Origin of the sequence: Pseudoalteromonas sp. SG43-6 (genome assembly GCF_014164365.1) — a bacterium.
Lineage (GTDB): Bacteria > Pseudomonadota > Gammaproteobacteria > Enterobacterales > Alteromonadaceae > Pseudoalteromonas > Pseudoalteromonas rhizosphaerae.
Map to the genome: position 1 here is coordinate 46095 of NZ_JACJEZ010000028.1, position 21595 is coordinate 67689.

The following is a 21595-nucleotide window of genomic DNA, read 5'->3' on the forward strand; positions in this document are numbered from 1 at the left end:
TAACAAATTTAAACACAAAGGAAATTTAATGGGGCGGCCGAATCGCAGACACACTGCGGCTAAGCATTATTAGTGAAGAAACAAAATTAGTAAGCGACTAATCCAGTCAAGCCATCAATAACGAGTAGCGTTCAACCGAATACAAGGGGTGGAGCACGACAGCCGTGAGCGCTGTGTACAACAAGTGATGTTTTAGGAGCACGAAAAGCAAAGGCTGCTTTACGTAAAATAACCCCAGCACGACGCGCTGGAAAAAAGTGAAAAATCAACCAACATAAACCAATTAACAACTGGCATGAAACAACGGGATACGCTAAAAAGCTCAATACATTAATTAAAGACGACTCTACAGCCCCTTCAGTTAATAAGCCCTTTAATTCTGTTGCATCTTCAACACTACCATTTACTAACATGGCTGAGTTAATTAATAAAATTACTAATGCAGAAAACAGTTCACGTCCGGCAAAAAGTGCACGCGCACGCAGCTGCCAACGTGTAAACGTTGTTTGCTGGGTTGCTTGTGGACAATTTTTTGAGTTCAAACGTACTTGCCTTAGAAATTTAATAACAAGCAAATAACAGCACTACGCTATTTTTTACTACGTTGATATGATTTACATCAATAAAGTTTCAGTAATTACTGAAATTTCGGGAGGATTATAACAAAGTCAACACAAGCTACAAGTATAAAACAACATAGCGGGCTAACTTTTTATTAATATGTTGAATTACAGCTATAAAAAAAGCGCCATACTGGCGCTTTAAAAATAACTTAAATGATAATTGGCGGCTTTTAGAAAATAAAAAGCAACTCAAGCTAAGTTATCCCCTAACTTGAGTCGTCTTTTTGACAACATCTTCACACACAATTATAAAGATTCGTTTAATAGCGTATTCGCTATTGAATTTAGTACTGGCTGCTTCGCCATCTAACTGCATGTCGGTTAAAATAAAAAGCAACTCAAGCCAAGTTATCCCCTAACTTGAGTCGTCTTTTTGACAACATCTTCACACACAATTATAAAGATTCGTTTAATAGCGTATTCGCTATTGAATTTAGTATTGGCTGCTTCGCCATCTAACTGCATGTCAGTTAAAATAAAAAGCAACTCAAGCCAAGTTATCCCCTAACTTGAGTCGTCTTTTTGACAACATCTTCACACACAATTATAAAGATTCGGTTCTAATATTTTTCAATACGTATTGTAGATTCACTGATGAACAATAAGTTCATTTAATCGCGTGGCAGTAAATAAAAGCAGTTCAAGCTCAGGTTAACTAAACTTGAACTGTCTTTTTGACAACATCTTCACACACAATTATAAAGATTCAGTTTTAGCGTTGTTCATAAACACTGTAATTCAGTGACAAACTTTCAGTTCGTCTAATCATGTGGCAGTAAAATAAAAACAGTTCAAGCCCAGTTTGTACTAAACTTGAACCGCCTTTGACAACATCTTCACACACAATTATAAAGATTCTTTGTAAGCGGCTTGTTCATTTCGCTTCCTTGAAACTAAATTTAGTGTAATAGCTCAAAGCTTACAACTGATAAAAATAAATCTGATAGATGAAAAAAATTAACCCATAGACTTTAGTCTAAATTTTAGCCCTAAAATCAACTTAAATGTTCACAAAAAACTTTATCAAAAGATATTATTTTATAATAAACAATCAATTGAAAATAAAGCCCGTAAAGCATCACAGTTATGAGAAATGATTTCACTTAAAGTGAAGATAATTTTGGACCGATCCACATTAATATTATATTCTTAAAAAATTGCAAAATAAGAATAACAGGATGTTAATATGATTCGCAAAACCATACTAGTTAGCTTACTTAGTTACTCATTTAGCTTAACTGCCGCACCAATCGCAATGCACCAAATTAAAGGATTAAACAAAGCAGCGATTACACACGCTGATCTTGCTCCTTTACTAGATACGTTAGCTGCTCACCCCAGCATAGAGCGAAAAAATTTAGGTCAATCATTCTTAGGTAAATCAATTGATGCATTTTATATTGGCTCGGGGCCAATCAAAGTTATGATGTGGAGCCAAATGCATGGTGATGAAAATACGGCAAGTGCCGCATTAACGGATTTTTTAAGCTATGCAATCGAAACAAAAAATGATGCATGGCGAGAAAATTGGCAAAAAAAACTATCACTGATGATCATTCCTATGGTCAATCCCGATGGCGCACAGCTGCAAACCCGTTTTAATGCGCAAGGAATAGATTTAAACCGCGATGCTAAAGTGTGGAGCTAAAGCACACTTTTTACTACGCAACGATAAACACATCGAATACGCCGTATTAGGTAGTCAACTTATAAAACTTTAAATTTAAGTACGTCAGGTAAGCCCTGTTCTCAGGGCTTGTTATTTTTTGCGATCTTTTTGGCTGTATTTTTACGTAGGTAATAACGATACCAACCTAGCCAAGCCAACACTAAGCTTGCCAACGAGGCGATGATCCACAGAACTTTAAGGCTTAGCCCACCTACACTGCCATTATGCAAGGGATGTAGCCAGTTTTTGATTTGGTTACTTGTTCCTTGCTGCCTAAGATCGAAGACCTTCACTACCTCACCTGAGCGTGGGTTAATATCAATATAACTGTTTGGAAAGCGTGTCGATTTATCATCACTTACCTGCATGCGCAGCCGATAATAGCCTTGGTTTACGCTGGGAGTTTCTATCCATGCAAGTCGTGCTTTAGGCATTTGTATTTGTGCTATTTTCACAGCCTGAGTAACACTAATTTGCGGGTTTGAAAAAGTTAATTGTGGTGCTGGTCTTGCAGCACTTTCGACTTCGCCCAGTACCAAGCCAAGCAAGCCATTGGTCTCTTTGGGCAAGGCTAGCATCGCACCGGTACTAGTAAGAATAAACAAGGGTAACAACATCACTAAACCGATTGTTTTATGCCAATCGTACATGCGTCCTAATAAAGCAGCGCGGCGCTTAAAACGCAATTGCCTCAACCAAAAACCTGACTTAGGCCACCACGCAACTAAACCTGTGAGTAATAAGAGCGCGCTGCCAATTCCAAGGTAACCGACAATAATTGCCCCTGTACTGCCAAGTAGTAAAGTAAAGTGCAAGTTATACAGCCAAGTTACTAGGTAATCGCCCCAAAATGACTGTCTGAGCAAGGTGCTGCCATCAGCTGACAACCACACCATCATAGGTGCAAAATCCTGCCCTTGAGTCTCTTGAGGGTTATAATAGCGCGCCGGAATGAATTGTTGTTCAGGGGTCACTTCAAACCGCCACGGTCCCAGCTTATCTGGATACTGCATGCGTAATGTTTTTAATGCAGTGTTGTAATCACACGGTTGCTGCGCTGCATTCGCTAATTCCGGATGCAACCAGGTATCTATTTGCGGATAATAAACAAGTGCAGCTCCTGACAAGCAAAGGATCACAAAAAACATGCCAAGGCTTAACCCCAACCATAGATGAAGTCGCCTTGCCAACTTACGCCACGCGAGTAACTGCTTACTCATTAATACTTAAACTTAATTGCAGCAGATACAGCACGACCTTGTGCTGGGCTATGCAGAGTTTGCGAGCCATCCCACCATACATATTCATAATACTCATCAGTTAAGTTATCAACTTGCGCGCTTAACATCAGTGCCGAATTAACGTCATAACTTGCTTTAAGCCTAAGTTGAGTAAAGTCACCATATCGTCCTTGGCTATTACTTGGTGTTAATTCGTAATCAGATTGCGTACGCAGTGTTGCAGCCAAATTTAATTGGGTTGTTAATTGATAATCAATGCCTGCTGTGAATAAACGATTAGGAATATGGTCAATGTTATTACCTGTGTACTCTGGCGTGCTTGGATCTGCGATGTCTATTTGGGCTTGTTGCCAAGCAAATGCGCCCCACAAAGAAAACTTATTTGTTGGGCTCCACGATGCTTGTATATCAATACCTTTGCGTTTAGTTGCTCCTAAGTTATCAAAATCACCAAGAGGGTCGTTTAATTTACGTTTAAATTCTCCCGTTGCTGTTTGCTGCCATAAAGCAATGCGTATTTCACTGTCTCGACTTGGCTTCCACTTAACCCCTGATTCCCAGCCCTCATTGATTGAAGGAGCTAGATGCTTCTGCCTTGCGCCAATTAAGTAAGCCCCAGAGTTGGTACCGACCTGATACGTTTTTCCCCAGTTGGCAAAAATGGTTATCTGCTCAGAAGATATTACCGCCAGCGATAATTTCGGCTGTTTTATCGCACCATAATCGTTAATATCAGCATGTTCGTCAGTCAAAGCGTTATAAAATCCGCCATCAATCCAATCAACCCGTATAGCTGGAGTAATGCGTAACCACGAGGTTGGCTCAATCATGGTTTGTATATAGAGCCCTTTGACAGAGAGGTCAAAATCTTGATCACGAGTTTGCTCCACAACTACTCGCTCGTTGGTCAAATACCTTTTTGAAACTACATCTTGATTCTCGATACTGGCTCCGACCTCAACCAAAAGTGCATTTATAGCTGCTATTTTAGGTGTATAAGTTAATGATGTACTTGCGCCATAATGCTTTTCTTTACTAAGGCGATTTTGTTGTGAGGCTAGTGCTGAGAACTTAACAAAACGGTCGTCCTTATATTCATTTAGCCACGCCAGTGTATTAAAGTGAGTATGTGCGGCTATTTGACTCCCCAGGGCCAAACTATATTGGCTGATAGTACGAGCGTCTTTATCTGATTCATTGTAGGTATTAGTTGCATTGGGCGTAGAATAAGCAACATCAGCGGTTAAATAACCAGGCTCTTCAGCATTTGCTTGATAATGGCGAGCACTGGCAGTAACTTCTGTATCACTTGAAATACCGTATCCCCACTTCCCTGAGATGCTTTTTTTATCAAGCTCGGAATGCTCGCGATAACCTTCTTTTTCGCGATAACCCACAGCATAGTTTTGAGTAAAGTTACCACTTGCTATACCCATTGCAGCTTCAGCTTGGTAAGCACCAAAGCTGCCAGCGGTAACACGTCCATCAAGGTAATTACCACCACTGCGAGTTGCAAACGCAACATTACCAGCAATGTTATTAAGCCCGTAACGTGGATCATTAGTGCCCCGTATAACTTCTACAGCATCAATCTCAATAGGGAAAATCATATCAATAAACGGCATGTTGCCATCATTGGTATTGGCGGGAATACCATCAATCAGTAGTTTAACAGCATTCACCGAGCCTTCCCCATTAAAGCCTCGAAATGATAGCTTACCGCTAGTAGTACCTTGATTAAACTCCGTCAGCATAATTCCTGGCATTTTACCCACTAACTGCCAGGCATAATCAAAATCGGTATTTTGGGCAACATCTGGCGACATTCTATCGACAGAAGTAAGCGCTCGAGAACTGTCTATAAACCGTGTACCAACAATGCTGATTGTGTCACCAACAGCAAAACTAGTATCTCCTGAGCTTTGAGTATTATTATTTCCTTGCGGCTGGGTTTGTGCACTAACTGAAGAAACAGTTAATAAAGAAAGAGCAGTAAAAACCGGCAAAACATGCAGAACCATGATCACTCCGAACATAAACGTAGGATAGTATTATAATTTATTCATCATATTATACAGTCCATACGAGCTTCACTGGGTGTGACATATTGTCGCAGTGGTCGATTACTTGACACATTTTAGCCGTAAGTGGGCATTAAAAAAGCGCCTGTTATTAAAGAGGCGCTTTTTAATGTATATTTGATAGCTATCAAGAGCTTATAATATTTGGTTTTCTTTCCAAACTTGCTCTTTTGCCATACGCTTTTTGCGTTTGTCGCATGGGTCATCACAATCACAAGCTTTATCAATGCCTACAGAGCCTAAACCACCACAGCTGCTGGCCATAGATTTCTTTTGCACTATCATGCCCACAGCCATCGCTGCGACAATTAAAAGCAGTAAACCAAACGTAAGAAGAAAAAGTGACATTGCTTAGCCCCTATTGATCAGCAATAAAATAATGCTTGATGATAATCACCAAGCTGTTGCTATTATAAACTGATTTAAACCGCGCTACAAATAGGGTTTAAATGCAGGGCTCGAATAAGTCACTAAGCCATCTTTTGATTTGCCGATCAGATAAACCGGTAAATCATTTTTTTCAGCATAGGCTTTGGCTTTATCCATCCCCATCACAGTCAGTGCTGTTGCAAGGCCGTCAGCTGTCATCGCTGATGGATGCAATACAGTAACCGATACTAGATCATGACGACTTGGCATACCGGTTGCTGGATCAATTAAATGGCTATAGGTAATACCATCCATCTCATAGTAAATGCGATAATCACCCGATGTCGCAATGCCGTTATTACCCGGCGCTAATACACGGTGCACTTTACGCACACCAGGCTCAGCATCCGGTTGCTCAATAGCGATACGCCAATCTTGATCATTCGGTTTTTTACCTGATACACGTAACTCACCACCAATCTCAACCATATAATCAGTTAAGTCATGGCTTTCTAATAATTCAGCTACTTTATCTATCCCATACCCCTTTGCAGTAGAAGAAAATGATAATTCTAAACCCGCTACTGTTTTCGCTAGGCCTTGCTCAGTCAGTATTAGTTTATCAACCCCAATTTGTGCAACCATGGCTGCGAGCTCTTCATCTGTTGGACGTTTTGTTGGTTTTTTATCAGGACCAAAACCCCATAAATCAATCAGTGGTCCCATGGTCACATCAAGAGTCTTAGTAGACTCTCCTAAGCGGATGGACTCGCTTACAACTGCTCTAAAATCACGGCTAATAGGCATAACTTGACCTGCGGGAAGACGATTAAAAGTGTTGATTTCAGAATCATCAATATAAGTCGACATTGATTGATTTATATCTTTTAGCAACAGAGTTACTTCTGGTAATAAATTTAATGAATCCAGCTTTTGTTGCTTGGCGAAGACCTTAATATGGTAAGTAGTACCCATAGTTTTACCTTCAAGGTATAACTCTTGGGGCTCATCATTTTGGCCACAGCCACTAATGAGTAAAGTGAGGGTAAGAAAAAAGATGGCAATCATGCCTTGTCGGTGAAAAACTCTATTCATAGCAGCCTACTTAAGTAATGGAAATAAAAAAGCCCCGTAACATATATTGCTACGAGGCTGATATTCTAACCAAAACTAAACTGTTTTGATACGGGTGTTAGCCACCGAAATCATCTAGTAAGATATTTTCGTCTTCAACACCTAAGTCTTTCAACATAGTGATAACAGCGGCGTTCATCATTGGAGGACCACACATGTAGAACTCACAATCTTCTGGCGCTTCGTGATCTTTAAGATAGTTCTCAAATAACACGTTATGGATAAAGCCAGTATAGCCTTCCCAGTTATCTTCTGGTTGTGGATCTGAAAGCGCGGTATGCCATACGAAGTTATCATTTTCAGCCGCTAGGCCGTCAAAATCTTCAACATAGAACATTTCACGCTTAGAACGTGCACCATACCAGAAACTCATCTTACGCTTAGAGTTCAAACGCTTAAGTTGGTCAAAGATGTGTGAACGCATAGGTGCCATACCAGCACCACCACCTACAAATACCATTTCAGCATCAGTATCTTTTGCAAAGAACTCACCAAATGGACCAGAGATAGTTACTTTATCACCTTCTTTAAGTGACCAAATGTACGATGACATTTTACCACAAGGTAAGCTTAAATCTCTTGGCGGCGGCGCAGCTATACGCACGTTAAGCATGATGATGCCTTCTTCTTCTGGGTAGTTAGCCATTGAGTAAGCACGAATTGTTTCTTCGTCTACTTTTGACTCCAGCTTGAAGAAACCAAAATGGTTCCAATCGCCACGATACTCTTCTGGTACATCGAAATCAGCATATTTAACGTGATGCGCAGGGGCTTCAATCTGAATATAACCACCGGCACGAAACGGTACTGACTCGCCATCAGGGATCTGTAGTTTAAGTTCTTTAATGAAGGTTGCTTTGTTATCGTTAGAGATAACTTCACAATCCCATTTTTTAACACCGAAAATTGACTCTTCAAGTTCAATTTCCATGTCATTTTTAACATTTACCTGACACGCTAAACGACAGCCTTCACGGGCTTCACCTTTAGAGATGTGATCAAGTTCAGTTGGTAAGATATCGCCGCCACCAGAATGAATGTGTACACGACACTGACCACAAGAGCCACCGCCACCACATGCAGATGATACGAAAATACCTGACTCAGATAACGCGCCTAAAAGCTTGGTACCTGCAGATGTTGTAATGGCTTTGTCTGGATCGCCATTTACGCCAATGATGATGTCACCGCTTGCAACTAACTGAGATTTAGCACCAATGATGACTAAAACTAGCAGTACAACGATAGCGATGAAAACACCAACGCCTAAGAAAATCTCATAACTCATGATTTATCCTCGCTACCTATTAAAGTGAAATGCCAGAGAATGACATAAAGCCAAGACCCATCAAGCCAACAGTGATAAAGGTAATACCTAAACCACGTAAGCCGTCTGGCACGTCTGAATATTTCATTTTCTCACGGATACCAGCAAGCAAAGTAATTGCTAGCGCCCAACCCACACCAGAACCGATACCATAAACCACTGATTCAGTGAAGTTATAGTTACGTTCAACCATGAAAGATACCGCACCAAAGATTGCACAGTTAACTGTGATCAATGGTAGGAAGATACCTAACGCGTTATAAAGTGCTGGGAAGAACTTATCTAATGCCATTTCAAGAATTTGTACAAGTGCCGCAATAACACCGATAAACGTCAAGAAACGTAAAAAGCTAAGATCCGCGTCAGGATAACCAAGCCACTCAAGTGCACCAGGTGCAAGAACCGCATGATAAACCAAGTTGTTAACTGGTACTGAGATACCCAATACCACGATAACTGCCACACCTAGACCGATAGACGTTGTAACTTTCTTTGATACTGCAAGGAAAGTACACATACCTAGGAAGAAGGCCAAAGCTAAGTTTTCAATGAAAACTGCTTTTACGAATAAACTAATATAATGTTCCACAGTCTGCCCCTTACCCTTTCGCTTCTACTTGGTCTTTCTTATAAGTACGAAGTACCCAAATGAATAAACCAATGATGAAGAATGCACTAGGCGGTAAAATCAATAGACCCATAGGTTGATACCAACCACCATCTTGTACAAGAGGGATGATTTCAACACCAAATAATGACCCTTTACCAAATAGTTCACGAATAAAGCCAACAGTCAGTAACACTACTGAGTAACCTAAGCCATTACCGATACCATCAAGGAACGACATTACTGGCGGCGACTTCATTGCGTATGCTTCTGCACGACCCATCACGATACAGTTAGTAATGATTAGACCAACGAATACAGACAACTCTTTCGCCGTAGCATAAGAGAAGGCTTGTAATACTTGGTCAACAACGATTACCAATGATGCAATAATGGTCATTTGCACGATAATACGTACAGATGACGGGATCTGGTTACGAATAATTGAGATAAAGAAGCTTGAGAACGCTGTTACCAAGGTCAATGCGATTGACATGATTAAAGCATTTTTTAAGCTCGACGTTACCGCAAGCGCAGAACAAATACCAAGTACTTGTAATGCGATTGGGTTGTTTGCCAGTACCGGACCAAATAGGACCGACTTCATTTCTTTAGTATCAGCCATTATTTCAACGCTCCTTCACGTACTCTCGCAAGGAAAGGACCAAAGCCGTTTTCGCCAGTCCAAAAGTCAACTGTGTGATCAACACCATTTGAAGTTAAAGTTGCACCAGATAAACCATCAATTTGATGATCATTTTTAGCGCCGCTTTTTACTACATCAATAGGTAGCTCTTTGCCACCCCATTTAGCAGTCCATTGTGGATTTTGAATTTCCCCACCTAGACCTGGTGTTTCACCGTGCTTATAAAAGTTAATATCTTTAATTGTCTCGCCATCGCTTTCAAGCGCTAAGAAACCATACATAATACCCCAAAGGCCATAACCTTGGATTGGTAAAATGATAGCATCTGTAGAACCATCTGCTTTTTTCGAGATATATGCAGGAGACTCATGAGTCATACGCTGAATACCAGCGATATCCTTAATGCCCTCTGCTTTTAATGCAAAGCTAATTTTTTGATCAAACTTGCTTTTTTCAAAATCGAAAGCGTCGATTTTAGCCTGAACTGCTTCGCCAGTTTGAGACTCACCTGTTTCCATATTAACTAGGCGAGTTTCGATCTTAGCTTTAAAAGTTTCTGATACAGAACCAGATACATCAATGCCCGCAGCTGCCAAGATATTTTTTTGAATATCTTGCGTTTTGTTAGCTTGCTGTAAAGGGCGAAGCTGAACTGAAGCAAACGATACGATGATTGCACACACTAAACATAGTGCTACAACAACGCTTAGCGTTTTGCCGATTGATTCGTTATTACTAGACATTACGTGCCAACCTCCGCTTGATATTAGCTTGCACTACGAAGTGATCGAACAATGGTGCGAATAAGTTAGCAAATAAGATTGCTAGCATCATACCCTCAGGGAATGCAGGGTTAATTACACGGATCATTACTACCATCACACCAATTAGTGCGCCATATGCGAACTTTGCTTTGTCAGTAAATGCTGCAGACACAGGGTCTGTCGCCATAAAGAACATACCAAAAGCAAAACCACCAAGTACAAAGTGCCAATGCCAAGGCATTGCAAATACTGGGTTAGTATCAGAACCAACAGCATTTAATAAGAATGCAGTTGCCACCATACCCAAGAACACACCTAGCACGATGCGCCATGAAGCAATACGTACGTAAATGAGGAATAAGCCACCAACTAGCAATGCAAGTGTCGATGTCTCACCTACTGAACCTTGAATGAAACCATAAAACGCATCCCACCAAAGAGCCATGTTGCTGTAATCAAGTGAACCAACAAACGCTTGACCTAGCATAGTTGCACCAGAGAATGAATCTACTGCTGTCCATACTGTGTCACCTGAAATTTGTGCAGGGTATGCGAAGAATAAAAACGCACGACCCGCTAATGCAGGGTTTAAGAAGTTACGACCAGTACCACCAAAGATTTCTTTAGCGATTACTACACCGAATGTAATACCTAGTGCAACTTGCCATAAAGGAATGGTTGCAGGTAGGATAAGCGCGAATAACACAGACGTTACGAAGAAACCTTCGTTAATTTCATGCTTACGCACTGAAGCAAATATGACTTCCCAGAAACCACCTACAGCAAATGTAACTGCGTAAATAGGTAGGAAGAAACATGCGCCATAAAACATTTTAGCGCCCCAGCCGGATTCAGCAGTTAATTCACCACCAAATATCTGGAACAGGCCAACTTGCCAAGAATTTGCTAGTTCAAAACCTTGTGCTAATGCACCAGCGGCCTGATGACCGATATTGAACATACCAAAAAACATTGCAGGGAACGTCGCCATCCACACTAAAATCATCATGCGTTTTAGGTCGATGTTATCACGAACGTGTGTCGCGCCTTTATTTACGTGACCAGGGGTATAAAAAATAGTTGCAGCTGCTTCATACAGTGCATAAAACTTTTCATGTTTACCACCGGCTTCAAAATGCGGCTCGATATCTTCTAGAAATTTCTTTAAACCCATCTCTCTAGCCTTCCTTCTCGATCGTAGTCAAGCAATCGCGTAGGATTGAACCATACTCGTATTTGCCTGGACAAACGAAGGTACATAACGCTAAATCTTCTTCATCAAGTTCAAGTGCCCCTAATGAAATTGCACTATCCAAATCACGGGCAATTAAGTCACGTAATAAAGGCGTTGGCAAAATATCTAAAGGCATAACACGCTCATAGCTACCAAGTGGTACCATGGCACGTTTTGAACCACCTGTTGACGTTGTCATTTTAAATAAACGACTCGGTGTAAGGTGTGATAAGAAAGTACGTGTTACTGAGAATTTATCTGTGCCTGGAGCAATCCAACCAAACAACTCTTTTTCGCGACCTTCAAGTAATACCGATACTTGAATGTGGTAACGACCTAAGAATGCTTGAGGACCTTGTGAAGTAGCGCCCGCTAAAACAGAGCCAGAGATAACACGGTTATCGCCGTCTTCTAATTCGCCTGCAACTAAATCATCTAAAGCAGCACCCAGTTGAGTTTTCACTAAACGTGGGTTTTTAACACGCGGACCAGCAAGAGAAATCACACGGTCTGTGCTAATTTCACCAGTTAGGAATAAGTGACCAAAGGCAATAACGTCTTGGTAACCGATATGCCAAACTTGCTTGCTTACCGATACTGGATCTAAGTGATGGATATGTGTGCCAACAAGGCCAGCCGGATGTACGCCACCAAACTCATGTACTTCTACTTGAGGAATTGATGAGCTAGGTACTTGGCTACCTGCTTGTTTACAAACAAATACCTTACCATCAGTCAGACGTGATACCACAGCTAAACCTGCTTCAAATGCTTGTACATTTTCAGCAATAATCACTGCAGGATCTGCAGCAAGAGGGTTAGTGTCGATAGCCGTCACAAAGATCGAGCTAGGATTTGCATCCACAGCTGCTACTTTGCTGAATGGACGAGCACGTAATGCTGTCCATTGACCTGACTGGATCAGTACTTCTTTGGCTTTTTCACGATCGAGACTCGAAAGTTGCTCAGTCGAGAAAGCGTCAAAGGTGATTTGCTCACTGCCGTTTATTTCAATAACGACAGATTGCAGCACACGTTTTGCACCACGATTAATTTCTTTTACTGTACCAGCAGCTGGAGCAGTAAATAATACACCTGGGTTCTTTTTGTCTTCAAAAAGTACCTGGCCTTTTTTAACTTGGTCATCCACACGAACATGCATGGTTGGACGCATACCAATAAACTCTTCACCTAGCACAGCTACACGTTTGACGGTAGAACCATCATGAATAACTTGCTGAGGCGCGCCCTCTATGGGTAAGTCCAGACCTTTTTTTATGTTGATCATACGCACTTGCACTACATTAACGGAAAGAAACTGAAAAATCGTACCGACCACGTCGCTTTTCTTGATAACCCTAAGCCAAATTCAAGATAACGAAGAACCGCCTGTTTAAATTACAAAACAAGCAACGCAGTAAAATTCCTCACATATATTGCCCGAATTTTAACATCAATCAGGGTCACTATGCGAGTGTAATTATGAAATTTATACGACAGGAGCAGTTATTTAACCTATTAGCCGCATTTGAATAAAATTCAATATAGACCAAAGTGCTATTGCTTGCGAGGTGGGATGGAAATTAATCCGCTAAATAACGATAAAGTAAAATTTATCAATAAAAAAAGTCGCCATAGCGACTTTTCAAATAAACATGGCTGAATTAATCAATCATGTTAGCTATAGCGGCAACTGGATCGACATCTTGTTCATAATCAACAACATCAATACCAAACCCAAATAAACGTAAAAACTCATTGTGGTAACCCACGTAATCAGTTAATTCGTCTATTGTTTCTGTGGTTACGCTGTCCCACACAGTTTGAATACGCGCTTGTACATCATCTTCCAGCTCTTTGTAGTTTTGGAATAAATGACCGCCGTCATCAAAGCGTGGTGAGTCTCCATAAAGGTTCTCAGTAAATAACGCGTGAATTTGCTCGATTGTGCCTTCATAGGTCCCATCCGCTTTCATTACTTTAAATAGCGCTGAAATATAAAGCGGCATAATAGGAATTGCAGAACTTGCTTGGGTGACCACTGCATTTAATGATGATACATAAGCTTCACCGTTTAATGCTTTAGTTGATTCTTTGATTGCTACGGTTGCGCGATCTAAATCTTCTTTCGCTTTACCAATAGTCGCGTGACCGTAAATTGGCCATGTTAGTTCTTTACCGATATAAGTATAAGCACTGGTTTTAAAGTTATCAGCTAGTACATCAGCCTCTTTTAATGCATCAATCCACATTTCCCAGTCTTCGCCGCCCATCACTTTAATAGTGTTATCAATATCATCTTGGTTTGCAGCTTCTACAGTAATAGCATCAATTTCACGTTTTGAGGTGTTTAAGTTTTTAGTCGTAACTGAGTTACCAATTGGCTTAAGCGTTGATGAGTAAACTTCGCCGGTATTTGGATCAGTTCGACGCGGCGATGCAAGGCTGTATATAACTAGGTCTACTTTGCCTAAATCCGCTTTAATTGTATCAATCGCTTTTTGTTTGATTTCGTTAGAGAACGCATCGCCATTAATATTTTTTGACCATAAACCTTCAGCGTCTGCGGCCGCTTGAAATGCAGCAGTATTATACCAACCTGCAGAACCGGTTTTACGCTCAGTACCTTCTTTTTCGAAGAAAATACCTAAAGTTTTAGCACCGCCACCAAATGCAGCAGTAATACGAGATGCAAGGCCATAGCCAGTTGAAGCACCAATAACTAATACATTTTTAGGGGCATTTTTTAATGCGCCTTGTTGTTTTACATAGTTAATTTGTTCTTGTACGTGCTCTGCACAACCTACTGGGTGGGCGTTAGTACAAATGAAACCGCGAATTTTAGGCTTAATGACCATTGATCATCCTATATTTATCTCAATAAAAATTAGCGCTAGTTTAAAGGCTAATTGTAAAAATACAGGTCTGATGAGTTTTGTGTACTCTCAGACCTTGCCGCTAATCTAATTTAGAGCCACCTAAACAAGTCGGTGAGTCAGCAACCTGACCACTTTGCTCTGTAAATTCATCAGGAGTAAAAGTATGGATAGCCAATGCATGAATATGATTCGCTAACTCATCTTTTAGCACTTCATTAATTTGACGATGGCGTTGCAATAAACGTTTACCGCTAAACTCTTCACTTACTACAATCACTTTAAAGTGTGAATCGCTACCACGACTATGCATATGGCTTTCGTTCACCACATTAAGGTGCTTACACGCAATCGCATCAGCTAACTTGCTTTCAATCTGTTGTTGCATTGACATAAAACACTCATATTTTACTGGTTATTTATGTGCTTACTATATCAAGGCCACTACTATAAAGGCCAACAAATATTCATTTTTGAAAAATTGTTCGAAAAGTTAAATTGATTCGAGGGTGTGCCAAACGTGTTTGTTTAGGTAGCGCATGTAGATATTGTTGCTGGCTAAGTCCATTCATAACCAAGCAACTGCCGCTGTGTAACGTAAGCGAAGTGACTTCCTTGGTTACTTTATGTTTTATTTTAAATACTCGTTCAGCCCCTAATGAAAGCGATACAATAATAGGCTCATGGCCAAGTTCTGCTTCATCATCGGCGTGCCAGCCCATGCAATCATTCCCATCACGGTATAAGTTAACTAATAAGGCATTAAATCCAACATCAAATTGTTTATTTAATCGTAGTCGCATGGCATCTAATACATCAGGCCATGGTTCAACATTTAATGTCGAACCAGAATAACCGTAACGTACACCAGCATCAGCAATAAAACATTGCATACGTGGAATGGGGTTCGTTTTCCCAAACACGGTCGTTTTTGGTTGCTGCCAAGTCAGTGAGTCGCGTAAATAGTAGAATAAATCGAGACTTTTTTGCGCACTTAACGCTTTTGCTTGGTAGTAAAAGCCATTTGGTAACATATGGGGGTTGGCCTTTTGCCGTTGCATGTTAGAATTTACCTATCATTTGATTACTGATCACTAACTATTATGACCACGCAAGCACAGTTCGGCGATAAAACATTTACTCTTGAACGTTTTCCTTTGGATCAAAAAAACCGTAGCTTACAAGCTTGGGATTCAGCAGACGAGTACCTAATTGACTATGTTACTGAACATTATCCTGATTGTCGCTCTTTGCTGATTTTAAATGATAGTTTTGGAGCCTTGTCTTGTTATTTTAGTAAACAACAATTAACGGTTTGTTCAGTAAACGATTCTTATATTAGCCACCAAGCGGCGGCTTACAACTTAACAGAAAATAAAATACCAACCACCGCATTTAGCCAGCTAGATAGCTTATCGGCTTTGCCTGAACACGTTGATTTAGTTATTTTAAAAGTGCCACGCACATTAGGCTTCTTGCAATATCAATTATCTGAGCTCAGCGAAGTACTCGCACCTGGCACTCCGGTTATTGGCGCAGCAAAAACCAAAGATGTACATAATTCAACAATTAAAGCTTTCGAGCAATTTATTGGTGAAACTAAAACTAGTTTAGCAGTGAAAAAATCTCGCCTAATTATTAGCCAAGCGGAAGGTGGTTATAAAGCTGCTGATTTTCCTGTTAATTGGCCTCTTGAAGGCACTGATTTTACCATTAGTAATCACGCCAATGTGTTCTCGCGGGATTCTCTGGACATTGGTGCACGGTTCTTTTTTGACTTTTTACCACAAACCAATAAAGCAAAAAGTATTATTGATCTAGGTTGCGGTAATGGTGTGGTGGGTTTGATGACACTCGCACGCTGCCCTAATGCTGAAGTTACCTTTGTGGACGAATCATATATGGCGGTTGAATCAGCACGATTAACTGTAGAGCTTAATATGGAAGATAAGTTTGAGCAATGCCGCTTTATTGAAAATGATTGCTTAACGGGCTTTGAACGTGAAAGTGTCGATATAGTGTTATGTAATCCGCCTTTTCACCAAGCACAAGCCGTGACAGATCACATTGCATGGCAAATGTTTAAACAAGCCAAAGACACATTAAAAAATGGCGGAGAATTACGTATTATTGGTAACCGCCACTTGGACTACCATGACAAACTAAAACGTATGTTTGGCAATTGTGAATTACTTGGTTCAAATAAAAAGTTTGTAGTATTAAGTGCCACTAAAAATAATGGAATGCTATAGCTATGATGAAATATGTTTTACCTTGTTGTGCTTTATTATCACTGTCGGCTTGCAGTAGTCAGCCTAATCAATTGATCTTAAATCCGCTCTATCAAGGTGGCAAATTAAGCTCAATTAATCAAAGTTTAAGTACCAGTGTTATTGATCTTAGAGGTGACCCAGCAACATTAAAATTAATAACCTCAGACAAAACCCAAACAATTGCCAGCCAAGGCCTTACTGAATCAATTAAAAGTGCCCTTGATAGCGCTCTTAGCCGAAACAGTGCAAGCATTTCAAATCTTGCGACTACTCGTTTTGAAGTTGATATTCATACACTGCAAGCCGTAGTAACTGAAAAAATGATGTCGCATACCAGCAATGCAAAGATTGAATTAGGTGTGCGTGTTATTCGCAGCGATAGTAACTTCAGTAAAATTTACCGTGGTAATGCAAGCCTTGAAGGACCGCTAGGTCACGATAGAGCAAAAATTGAAGGACAACTCAATAAGTTGACTGAGCAGTTAATTACCCGCATGGTATCAGACCCTGAATTACTCGCATTTTTAGAAGGTTAACCATGAAACGTCTATTTTTATTATTTATATTTATATTAGTGCAACTTAGCCAAACCGTAATGGCAGCGACCGAAGGACGCTTTGTGCAAAAAAACAATATGTTCCCACGAGTTGAAATAACTACCACAATGGGGAAAATCATAGTCGAGATGGATCGCTCAAAAGCCCCTATCACCGTCAATAATTTTTTAACTTACGTGATGGATGGCAGCTATAAAGGCACCGTATTTCATCGTGTTGAACGTGATGTAGAAAACGACCGAGACTTTGTCATTCAAGGTGGTGGTTACGATAGAAATTACGACGGCGTTTATGAAGGCGATCCAATCTTTAATGAAAGCGGTAACGGTTCAAAAAACGATATGTACAGTATCGCCATGGCCTATCAAGATCGTCAACCTCATTCTGGTACTCGTCAGTTTTTCTTTAACATGGACAATAACGACCACCTAAACCCAGGTAAAGACTGGGGCTTTGCCGTGTTCGGTATGGTAATGGAAGGCTACGAAACGCTTGATAAAATAATGCAAGTTGAAACGGGATTTAATGAAAAAATTGGTTATGACTTTGTACCAAAAACCCCGGTTGTTATTTTAAATATAACTGTATTAGAGCCAACCCCACTATAACAATAAAAATAGCGGCCAAACCGCTATTGCCAATGAAGGCGTTATGACTAAAAGCTTGTCGGTATCAGAATATTTTTCGTACTTTAAAGATAAACGACTTATAAATGTGTTTATTTTTGGTATGAGCAGCGGTTTTCCTTGGGTCCTCATAGGCTCCGTGATGTCTGCGTGGCTAAAAGATGAAGGCCTCAGTCGCAGCATGATTGGCTTATTTGGTATTGTATTTGGTGCTTACAGCATTAATTTTTTATGGTCACCCTTAGTCGATAGAATAAAGCTGCCGTTGCTATATAACTGGCTAGGCCAGCGCCGTAGTTGGATACTATTTTGCCAATGCTTTATTTTGCTGGGAGTTATTTTACTGGCAGGATTAGATATCACCGCGCATTTAGCCATCGCAGCTGCGTTGTGCTTATTAATTGCTATCGCCTCAGCGACTCAAGATATTGCTATTGATGCTTTTCGTATCGATACCCTCAGTGAAAACGAAAGCCACAAAGCAACCGCCGCAGCAGCAATGGCTACTTCTGGTTGGTGGAGCGGTTATGCTCTGCTAGGTGCTATTCCGTTTTATATGGCAGATATGCCAAGTATTGACTGGCCACAAGTGTATTACTTTTTAGCTATTGTGATGTTATTACTTATGAGTTGTGTATTTTGGGCAAAAGAACCTGAATCTAACCGCGAAGTTGTTCATGCTGAACTAGAACGTATTTATCGGCAAAAGCTGGCGCTTGGTAAGCAAACACAATTAACTAAAGTTGCAGCATGGTTGGCTGTTACTGTACTTGATCCTTTTAAAACATTCTTCGCTCGTAATGGCGTGAAGACTGCACTTGCGCTGCTCGCTTTTATCTTTTTATTTAAAATTGGTGAAGCATTTTTGGCCCGTATGTCGATTGTGTTTTATAAAGAAGTCGGCTTTTCAAACACTCAAATAGCAAACTATTCAAAGCTCGGCACGGGGCTTATCACCATTGTGTTCGCATTTTTAGGCAGTATTTTTAATCACAAGTACGGCATCGTTAAAGGTTTGTTTATTAGCGGTGTGGCAATGGCTGCTTCTAACTTAATGTTTTCTTGGATCGCTCTCGCAGGCCCGCAAGAACACTTGTACGCAATGGCAATTGTCGTCGATGGCTTTACTCAAGCATGGTCATTAGTTGCTATGGTAGCATTTATATCTATGCTATGTGATCGCGCTTTTAGCGCAACACATTATGCTTTATTAGCGTCATTGGGAAATTTAGGACGAACCTTACTTTCAAGTTATAGCGGTGTGGTGATTGATGATTGGTTAGGTGGAAATTGGTCGTTATTTTTTATTTTGACTGCCCTGATGGTAATACCATCACTAATATTCTTATATCTTATTCGGCATAAATTGTATGAATTAGAAAATAGTTATCACGGTAGGAATTAATAAGGGAAAGAAATCATTTCACATCAATGAGAGCGCTTCCCTGCGCTTACAAAAAGAAACTAAATATTAGTCTTCTTTTAATAAGCCTAAACCTTCATACGGGTCGACTTCTAATGCATCACAATAACGTAAAAATTCAATTACGTCTAAACGGCGCTCTTGGTTTTCAATTTTGCCAATAAATGAATGTGGTGTACCAAGTACTTGAGCAAGGCTACGCATTGTGTGACCTTTCTCGTGACGCTTAGTTTTAAGCCACTTGGTTAGTTTTGAGTTTTCTTCAGAAGAAACTGTTTTACCCATCATAAAAAACATCTCCTACTAGATGATTTAAAGTTAATTAATTAAGAGTGAAATTTGCCCGTCTCGCTCTTGGATACATTATATACTATTCAGACTCATGTGAAATAACTAATTTCAGCCGAGTACCCATTTAAGGAATCAGCTATTATAGATGAGCAGCTTTATTGTTAAAGTCACAACAAAACGCACGTTCTATAATTAGTTCCTTTTTAATGTAACAAATAATTAATTTAAATAAACCTTTTTTATGATTAATTATTTTTGACTTATAAATTAAATAGTTACATTATTAACTGTCCCTTTATTGTTAGGAGCAAGCGTTTATGTTCAGATTATTGTTTTTACTACCCATTATCCTCTGCTTAGTTTGGTACTTTTTTCTTAAATCAAATGGCGTACCGATCAAAAAAGGTAAGAAAGGCTTTATATATATTTTAGCGTTTTCTGCAATAGTGTTAGGTTTTTTTATTCTAATGCTCCAAGTCACTCACCCTACATAAATGAGTGACTTAAGCTAAAGTAAGCCAATTTGACGTTCACTTAGCATCTATAAACAAAAAATAAGCGCTAAAGTCAGCAAGGTTACAAAGCTCAGATCAGCAACAACAGCATCAGTTAATGAAATAATAGCTACGCAGTAATTTTAGATAAGAAGATTTTTTAGGTAATAAAAAAGCCGCTAGCTGCGGCTTTAATCAATTGCTTTAAACGCTGAAACTAGCGCCACACCCGCAGGTGGTAGTTGCATTGGGATTGGAAACAAAAAAGCGTGCGCCTTCAAGTCCTTCGGTGTAATCCACCTCACCATCAACTAAATATTGAATACTCATTGGGTCAACCACTAAGGTTACGCCATTTTTTACAATTTCTAAATCGCCTGGGTTTGCTTTTTCATCAAAAGTAAAACCATATTGGAAACCTGAACAACCTCCGCCTGTTACATAAACACGCAGTTTTAGATCTGGATTTTCTTCTTCGTCGATTAACTGTTTAACGCGAACAGCAGCTGCATCGCTGAACTTAATGGGTAATTCTTCTGACATACCATAACCCTCTATACCTACATTGTTTTGATTATCTAATACCCGAGTGTTTTAATCAAGTATAGTAAACAACTACTAATTTCTTCTATAACTAGGTTGTCATCAGGAAAACCAATCCATCTTCAATAAGCTTGATCAAAAGTCACTTCTAGAGCTGACAATTTCACCTCGCATGTAATAGTGCTTTTTATCTAGCGCATCTGAATTTGTACTTTCATCATAATAAGTTACTGCAAAGCTCTCAACATCTGCATCATGGATGCGCTGAACACCATCAGACTGGCTATAATGATATACACCACTTTTATCCTTAATATAATTTCGCTCAATTTCCTCGAAAGAGTCAGGATCAAGCCCGTTTATTACGCTCGTTTCATTTCCAGATAAATAATAAATATTACTTTTATCGCGAGCGAACTCATAGCTTGTAGTGAGTATTTCAAACGTCTGCAAGTCGGCCTCCGGTACAATAATATTTTCGCCATAAAAAATGTGGTTTTTATCTTTGGCATAACCGCTAAATAACGGTGTAAAAGAGTCGAAATCAACAGCTTTCAATATTTCATCATCATAGTAAACTGTATATTTCCCTTCTGTTTCTGAATAATTCCATTGTGGGAAGTTATCATCAAAATTTGAAAATGTTCGGGGATTTGCAGCTTCTATAATTTGATTTCTCAAGACCACTTGAGTGTCATTAAGCCAATATAATTTGTGACTGATTAATTGCCCTTTAATATTACGAGGGTCAACATCAGAAACCCGCTTCCCAAAATAATAAAAACTATGATTGTCGCTGGCATATAGTGACGTTGAA

Annotated in this window: 22 protein-coding genes; 5 read left to right on the plus strand and 17 right to left on the minus strand. The window is 39.9% G+C overall.

Translation table 11 applies throughout. The features are described from left to right. Positions 1-131: 131 nt before the first annotated feature. Positions 132-542, minus strand: coding sequence for a hypothetical protein (locus tag H5201_RS13240; protein WP_182784803.1), 411 nt, complete (start codon positions 540-542; stop codon positions 132-134). Positions 543-1809: 1267 nt separating this feature from the next. Between H5201_RS13240 and H5201_RS13245 the strand changes: the two genes are divergently transcribed. Further along, positions 1810-2271, plus strand: a complete 462-nt coding sequence (locus H5201_RS13245; protein WP_182761750.1) for a M14 family zinc carboxypeptidase — start codon at positions 1810-1812, stop codon at positions 2269-2271. Between the two features lie 101 nt (positions 2272-2372). Here the strand turns inward: H5201_RS13245 and H5201_RS13250 are convergent, their stop codons facing one another. The 13 genes from H5201_RS13250 to H5201_RS13310 form a co-directional block, all read right to left on the minus strand. Beyond that, positions 2373-3512 carry a PepSY domain-containing protein gene (locus H5201_RS13250; RefSeq protein ID WP_182784806.1) on the minus strand — a complete coding sequence of 380 codons (1140 nt, stop codon included), beginning with the start codon at positions 3510-3512 and terminating at the stop codon, positions 2373-2375. After that, positions 3512-5554, minus strand: a complete 2043-nt coding sequence (locus H5201_RS13255) for a TonB-dependent receptor (protein WP_182784808.1) — start codon at positions 5552-5554, stop codon at positions 3512-3514. Before H5201_RS13255 ends, H5201_RS13250 begins: the two co-directional genes overlap by 1 nt. Positions 5555-5749: 195 nt before the next feature. Then, positions 5750-5962, minus strand: a complete 213-nt coding sequence (nqrM, locus tag H5201_RS13260) for a (Na+)-NQR maturation NqrM (protein WP_149982042.1) — start codon at positions 5960-5962, stop codon at positions 5750-5752. 84 nt (positions 5963-6046) lie between these two features. After that, positions 6047-7078: an FAD:protein FMN transferase gene (locus tag H5201_RS13265; RefSeq protein ID WP_149982043.1), complete on the minus strand. Its 1032-nt coding sequence runs from the start codon at positions 7076-7078 to the stop codon at positions 6047-6049. 97 nt (positions 7079-7175) lie between these two features. Next, positions 7176-8405 carry an NADH:ubiquinone reductase (Na(+)-transporting) subunit F gene (gene nqrF, locus H5201_RS13270; protein WP_145241329.1) on the minus strand — a complete coding sequence of 410 codons (1230 nt, stop codon included), beginning with the start codon at positions 8403-8405 and terminating at the stop codon, positions 7176-7178. A gap of 19 nt (positions 8406-8424) precedes the next feature. After that, positions 8425-9033 carry an NADH:ubiquinone reductase (Na(+)-transporting) subunit E gene (nqrE, locus tag H5201_RS13275; RefSeq protein ID WP_145241327.1) on the minus strand — a complete coding sequence of 203 codons (609 nt, stop codon included), beginning with the start codon at positions 9031-9033 and terminating at the stop codon, positions 8425-8427. A gap of 10 nt (positions 9034-9043) precedes the next feature. After that, positions 9044-9676 (minus strand): NADH:ubiquinone reductase (Na(+)-transporting) subunit D, encoded by a 633-nt coding sequence (locus H5201_RS13280; RefSeq protein ID WP_145241325.1) that lies wholly within the window; start codon positions 9674-9676, stop codon positions 9044-9046. Beyond that, entirely contained in the window at positions 9676-10440 is a 765-nt protein-coding gene (locus tag H5201_RS13285; RefSeq protein ID WP_145241323.1) for a Na(+)-translocating NADH-quinone reductase subunit C, read from the minus strand. Before H5201_RS13285 ends, H5201_RS13280 begins: the two co-directional genes overlap by 1 nt. Further along, positions 10433-11635: an NADH:ubiquinone reductase (Na(+)-transporting) subunit B gene (locus H5201_RS13290; RefSeq protein ID WP_145241321.1), complete on the minus strand. Its 1203-nt coding sequence runs from the start codon at positions 11633-11635 to the stop codon at positions 10433-10435. The genes H5201_RS13285 and H5201_RS13290 overlap by 8 nt, the downstream gene beginning before the upstream one ends. A 4-nt stretch (positions 11636-11639) precedes the next feature. Continuing rightward, complete coding sequence (locus H5201_RS13295; protein ID WP_145241319.1) at positions 11640-12983, minus strand: Na(+)-translocating NADH-quinone reductase subunit A; 1344 nt, start codon at positions 12981-12983, stop codon at positions 11640-11642. Between the two features lie 376 nt (positions 12984-13359). Further along, positions 13360-14553 (minus strand): enoyl-ACP reductase FabV, encoded by a 1194-nt coding sequence (gene fabV / locus H5201_RS13300; RefSeq protein ID WP_182784810.1) that lies wholly within the window; start codon positions 14551-14553, stop codon positions 13360-13362. Positions 14554-14653: 100 nt separating this feature from the next. Then, positions 14654-14965, minus strand: coding sequence for a BolA family transcriptional regulator (locus H5201_RS13305; protein ID WP_145241315.1), 312 nt, complete (start codon positions 14963-14965; stop codon positions 14654-14656). A gap of 73 nt (positions 14966-15038) precedes the next feature. Continuing rightward, positions 15039-15632, minus strand: coding sequence for an alpha-ketoglutarate-dependent dioxygenase AlkB (locus tag H5201_RS13310; RefSeq protein ID WP_182759573.1), 594 nt, complete (start codon positions 15630-15632; stop codon positions 15039-15041). A 42-nt stretch (positions 15633-15674) separates the two neighbouring features. Here H5201_RS13310 and H5201_RS13315 point away from each other — a divergent pair, with 42 nt between their 5' ends. From H5201_RS13315 to H5201_RS13330, 4 genes are read left to right on the plus strand one after another with little or no spacing between them, the layout of a single operon-like run. Further along, complete coding sequence (locus H5201_RS13315) at positions 15675-16823, plus strand: methyltransferase (RefSeq protein ID WP_182784812.1); 1149 nt, start codon at positions 15675-15677, stop codon at positions 16821-16823. A gap of 2 nt (positions 16824-16825) precedes the next feature. Then, on the plus strand, positions 16826-17380 hold the full coding sequence (locus H5201_RS13320) for a YajG family lipoprotein (RefSeq protein ID WP_182784814.1): 555 nt from the start codon (positions 16826-16828) through the stop codon (positions 17378-17380). A 2-nt stretch (positions 17381-17382) separates the two neighbouring features. Beyond that, positions 17383-18009 carry a peptidylprolyl isomerase gene (locus H5201_RS13325; RefSeq protein ID WP_182784816.1) on the plus strand — a complete coding sequence of 209 codons (627 nt, stop codon included), beginning with the start codon at positions 17383-17385 and terminating at the stop codon, positions 18007-18009. 43 nt (positions 18010-18052) lie between these two features. Then, a complete protein-coding gene (locus H5201_RS13330) occupies positions 18053-19432 on the plus strand; it encodes an AmpG family muropeptide MFS transporter (protein WP_145241306.1) in 1380 nt (459 codons plus the stop codon). A 66-nt stretch (positions 19433-19498) separates the two neighbouring features. On the opposite strand, the gene H5201_RS13335 is transcribed toward H5201_RS13330, so the two are convergent. From H5201_RS13335 to H5201_RS13345, 3 genes are all read right to left on the minus strand, one after another. Beyond that, positions 19499-19738 carry a helix-turn-helix domain-containing protein gene (locus H5201_RS13335; protein WP_016708680.1) on the minus strand — a complete coding sequence of 80 codons (240 nt, stop codon included), beginning with the start codon at positions 19736-19738 and terminating at the stop codon, positions 19499-19501. 701 nt (positions 19739-20439) lie between these two features. Beyond that, complete coding sequence (gene erpA / locus H5201_RS13340; protein ID WP_058560150.1) at positions 20440-20778, minus strand: iron-sulfur cluster insertion protein ErpA; 339 nt, start codon at positions 20776-20778, stop codon at positions 20440-20442. 135 nt (positions 20779-20913) lie between these two features. Beyond that, positions 20914-21595: DKNYY domain-containing protein (locus H5201_RS13345; RefSeq protein WP_182784818.1), on the minus strand; the 682-nt coding region annotated here is incomplete at its 5' end.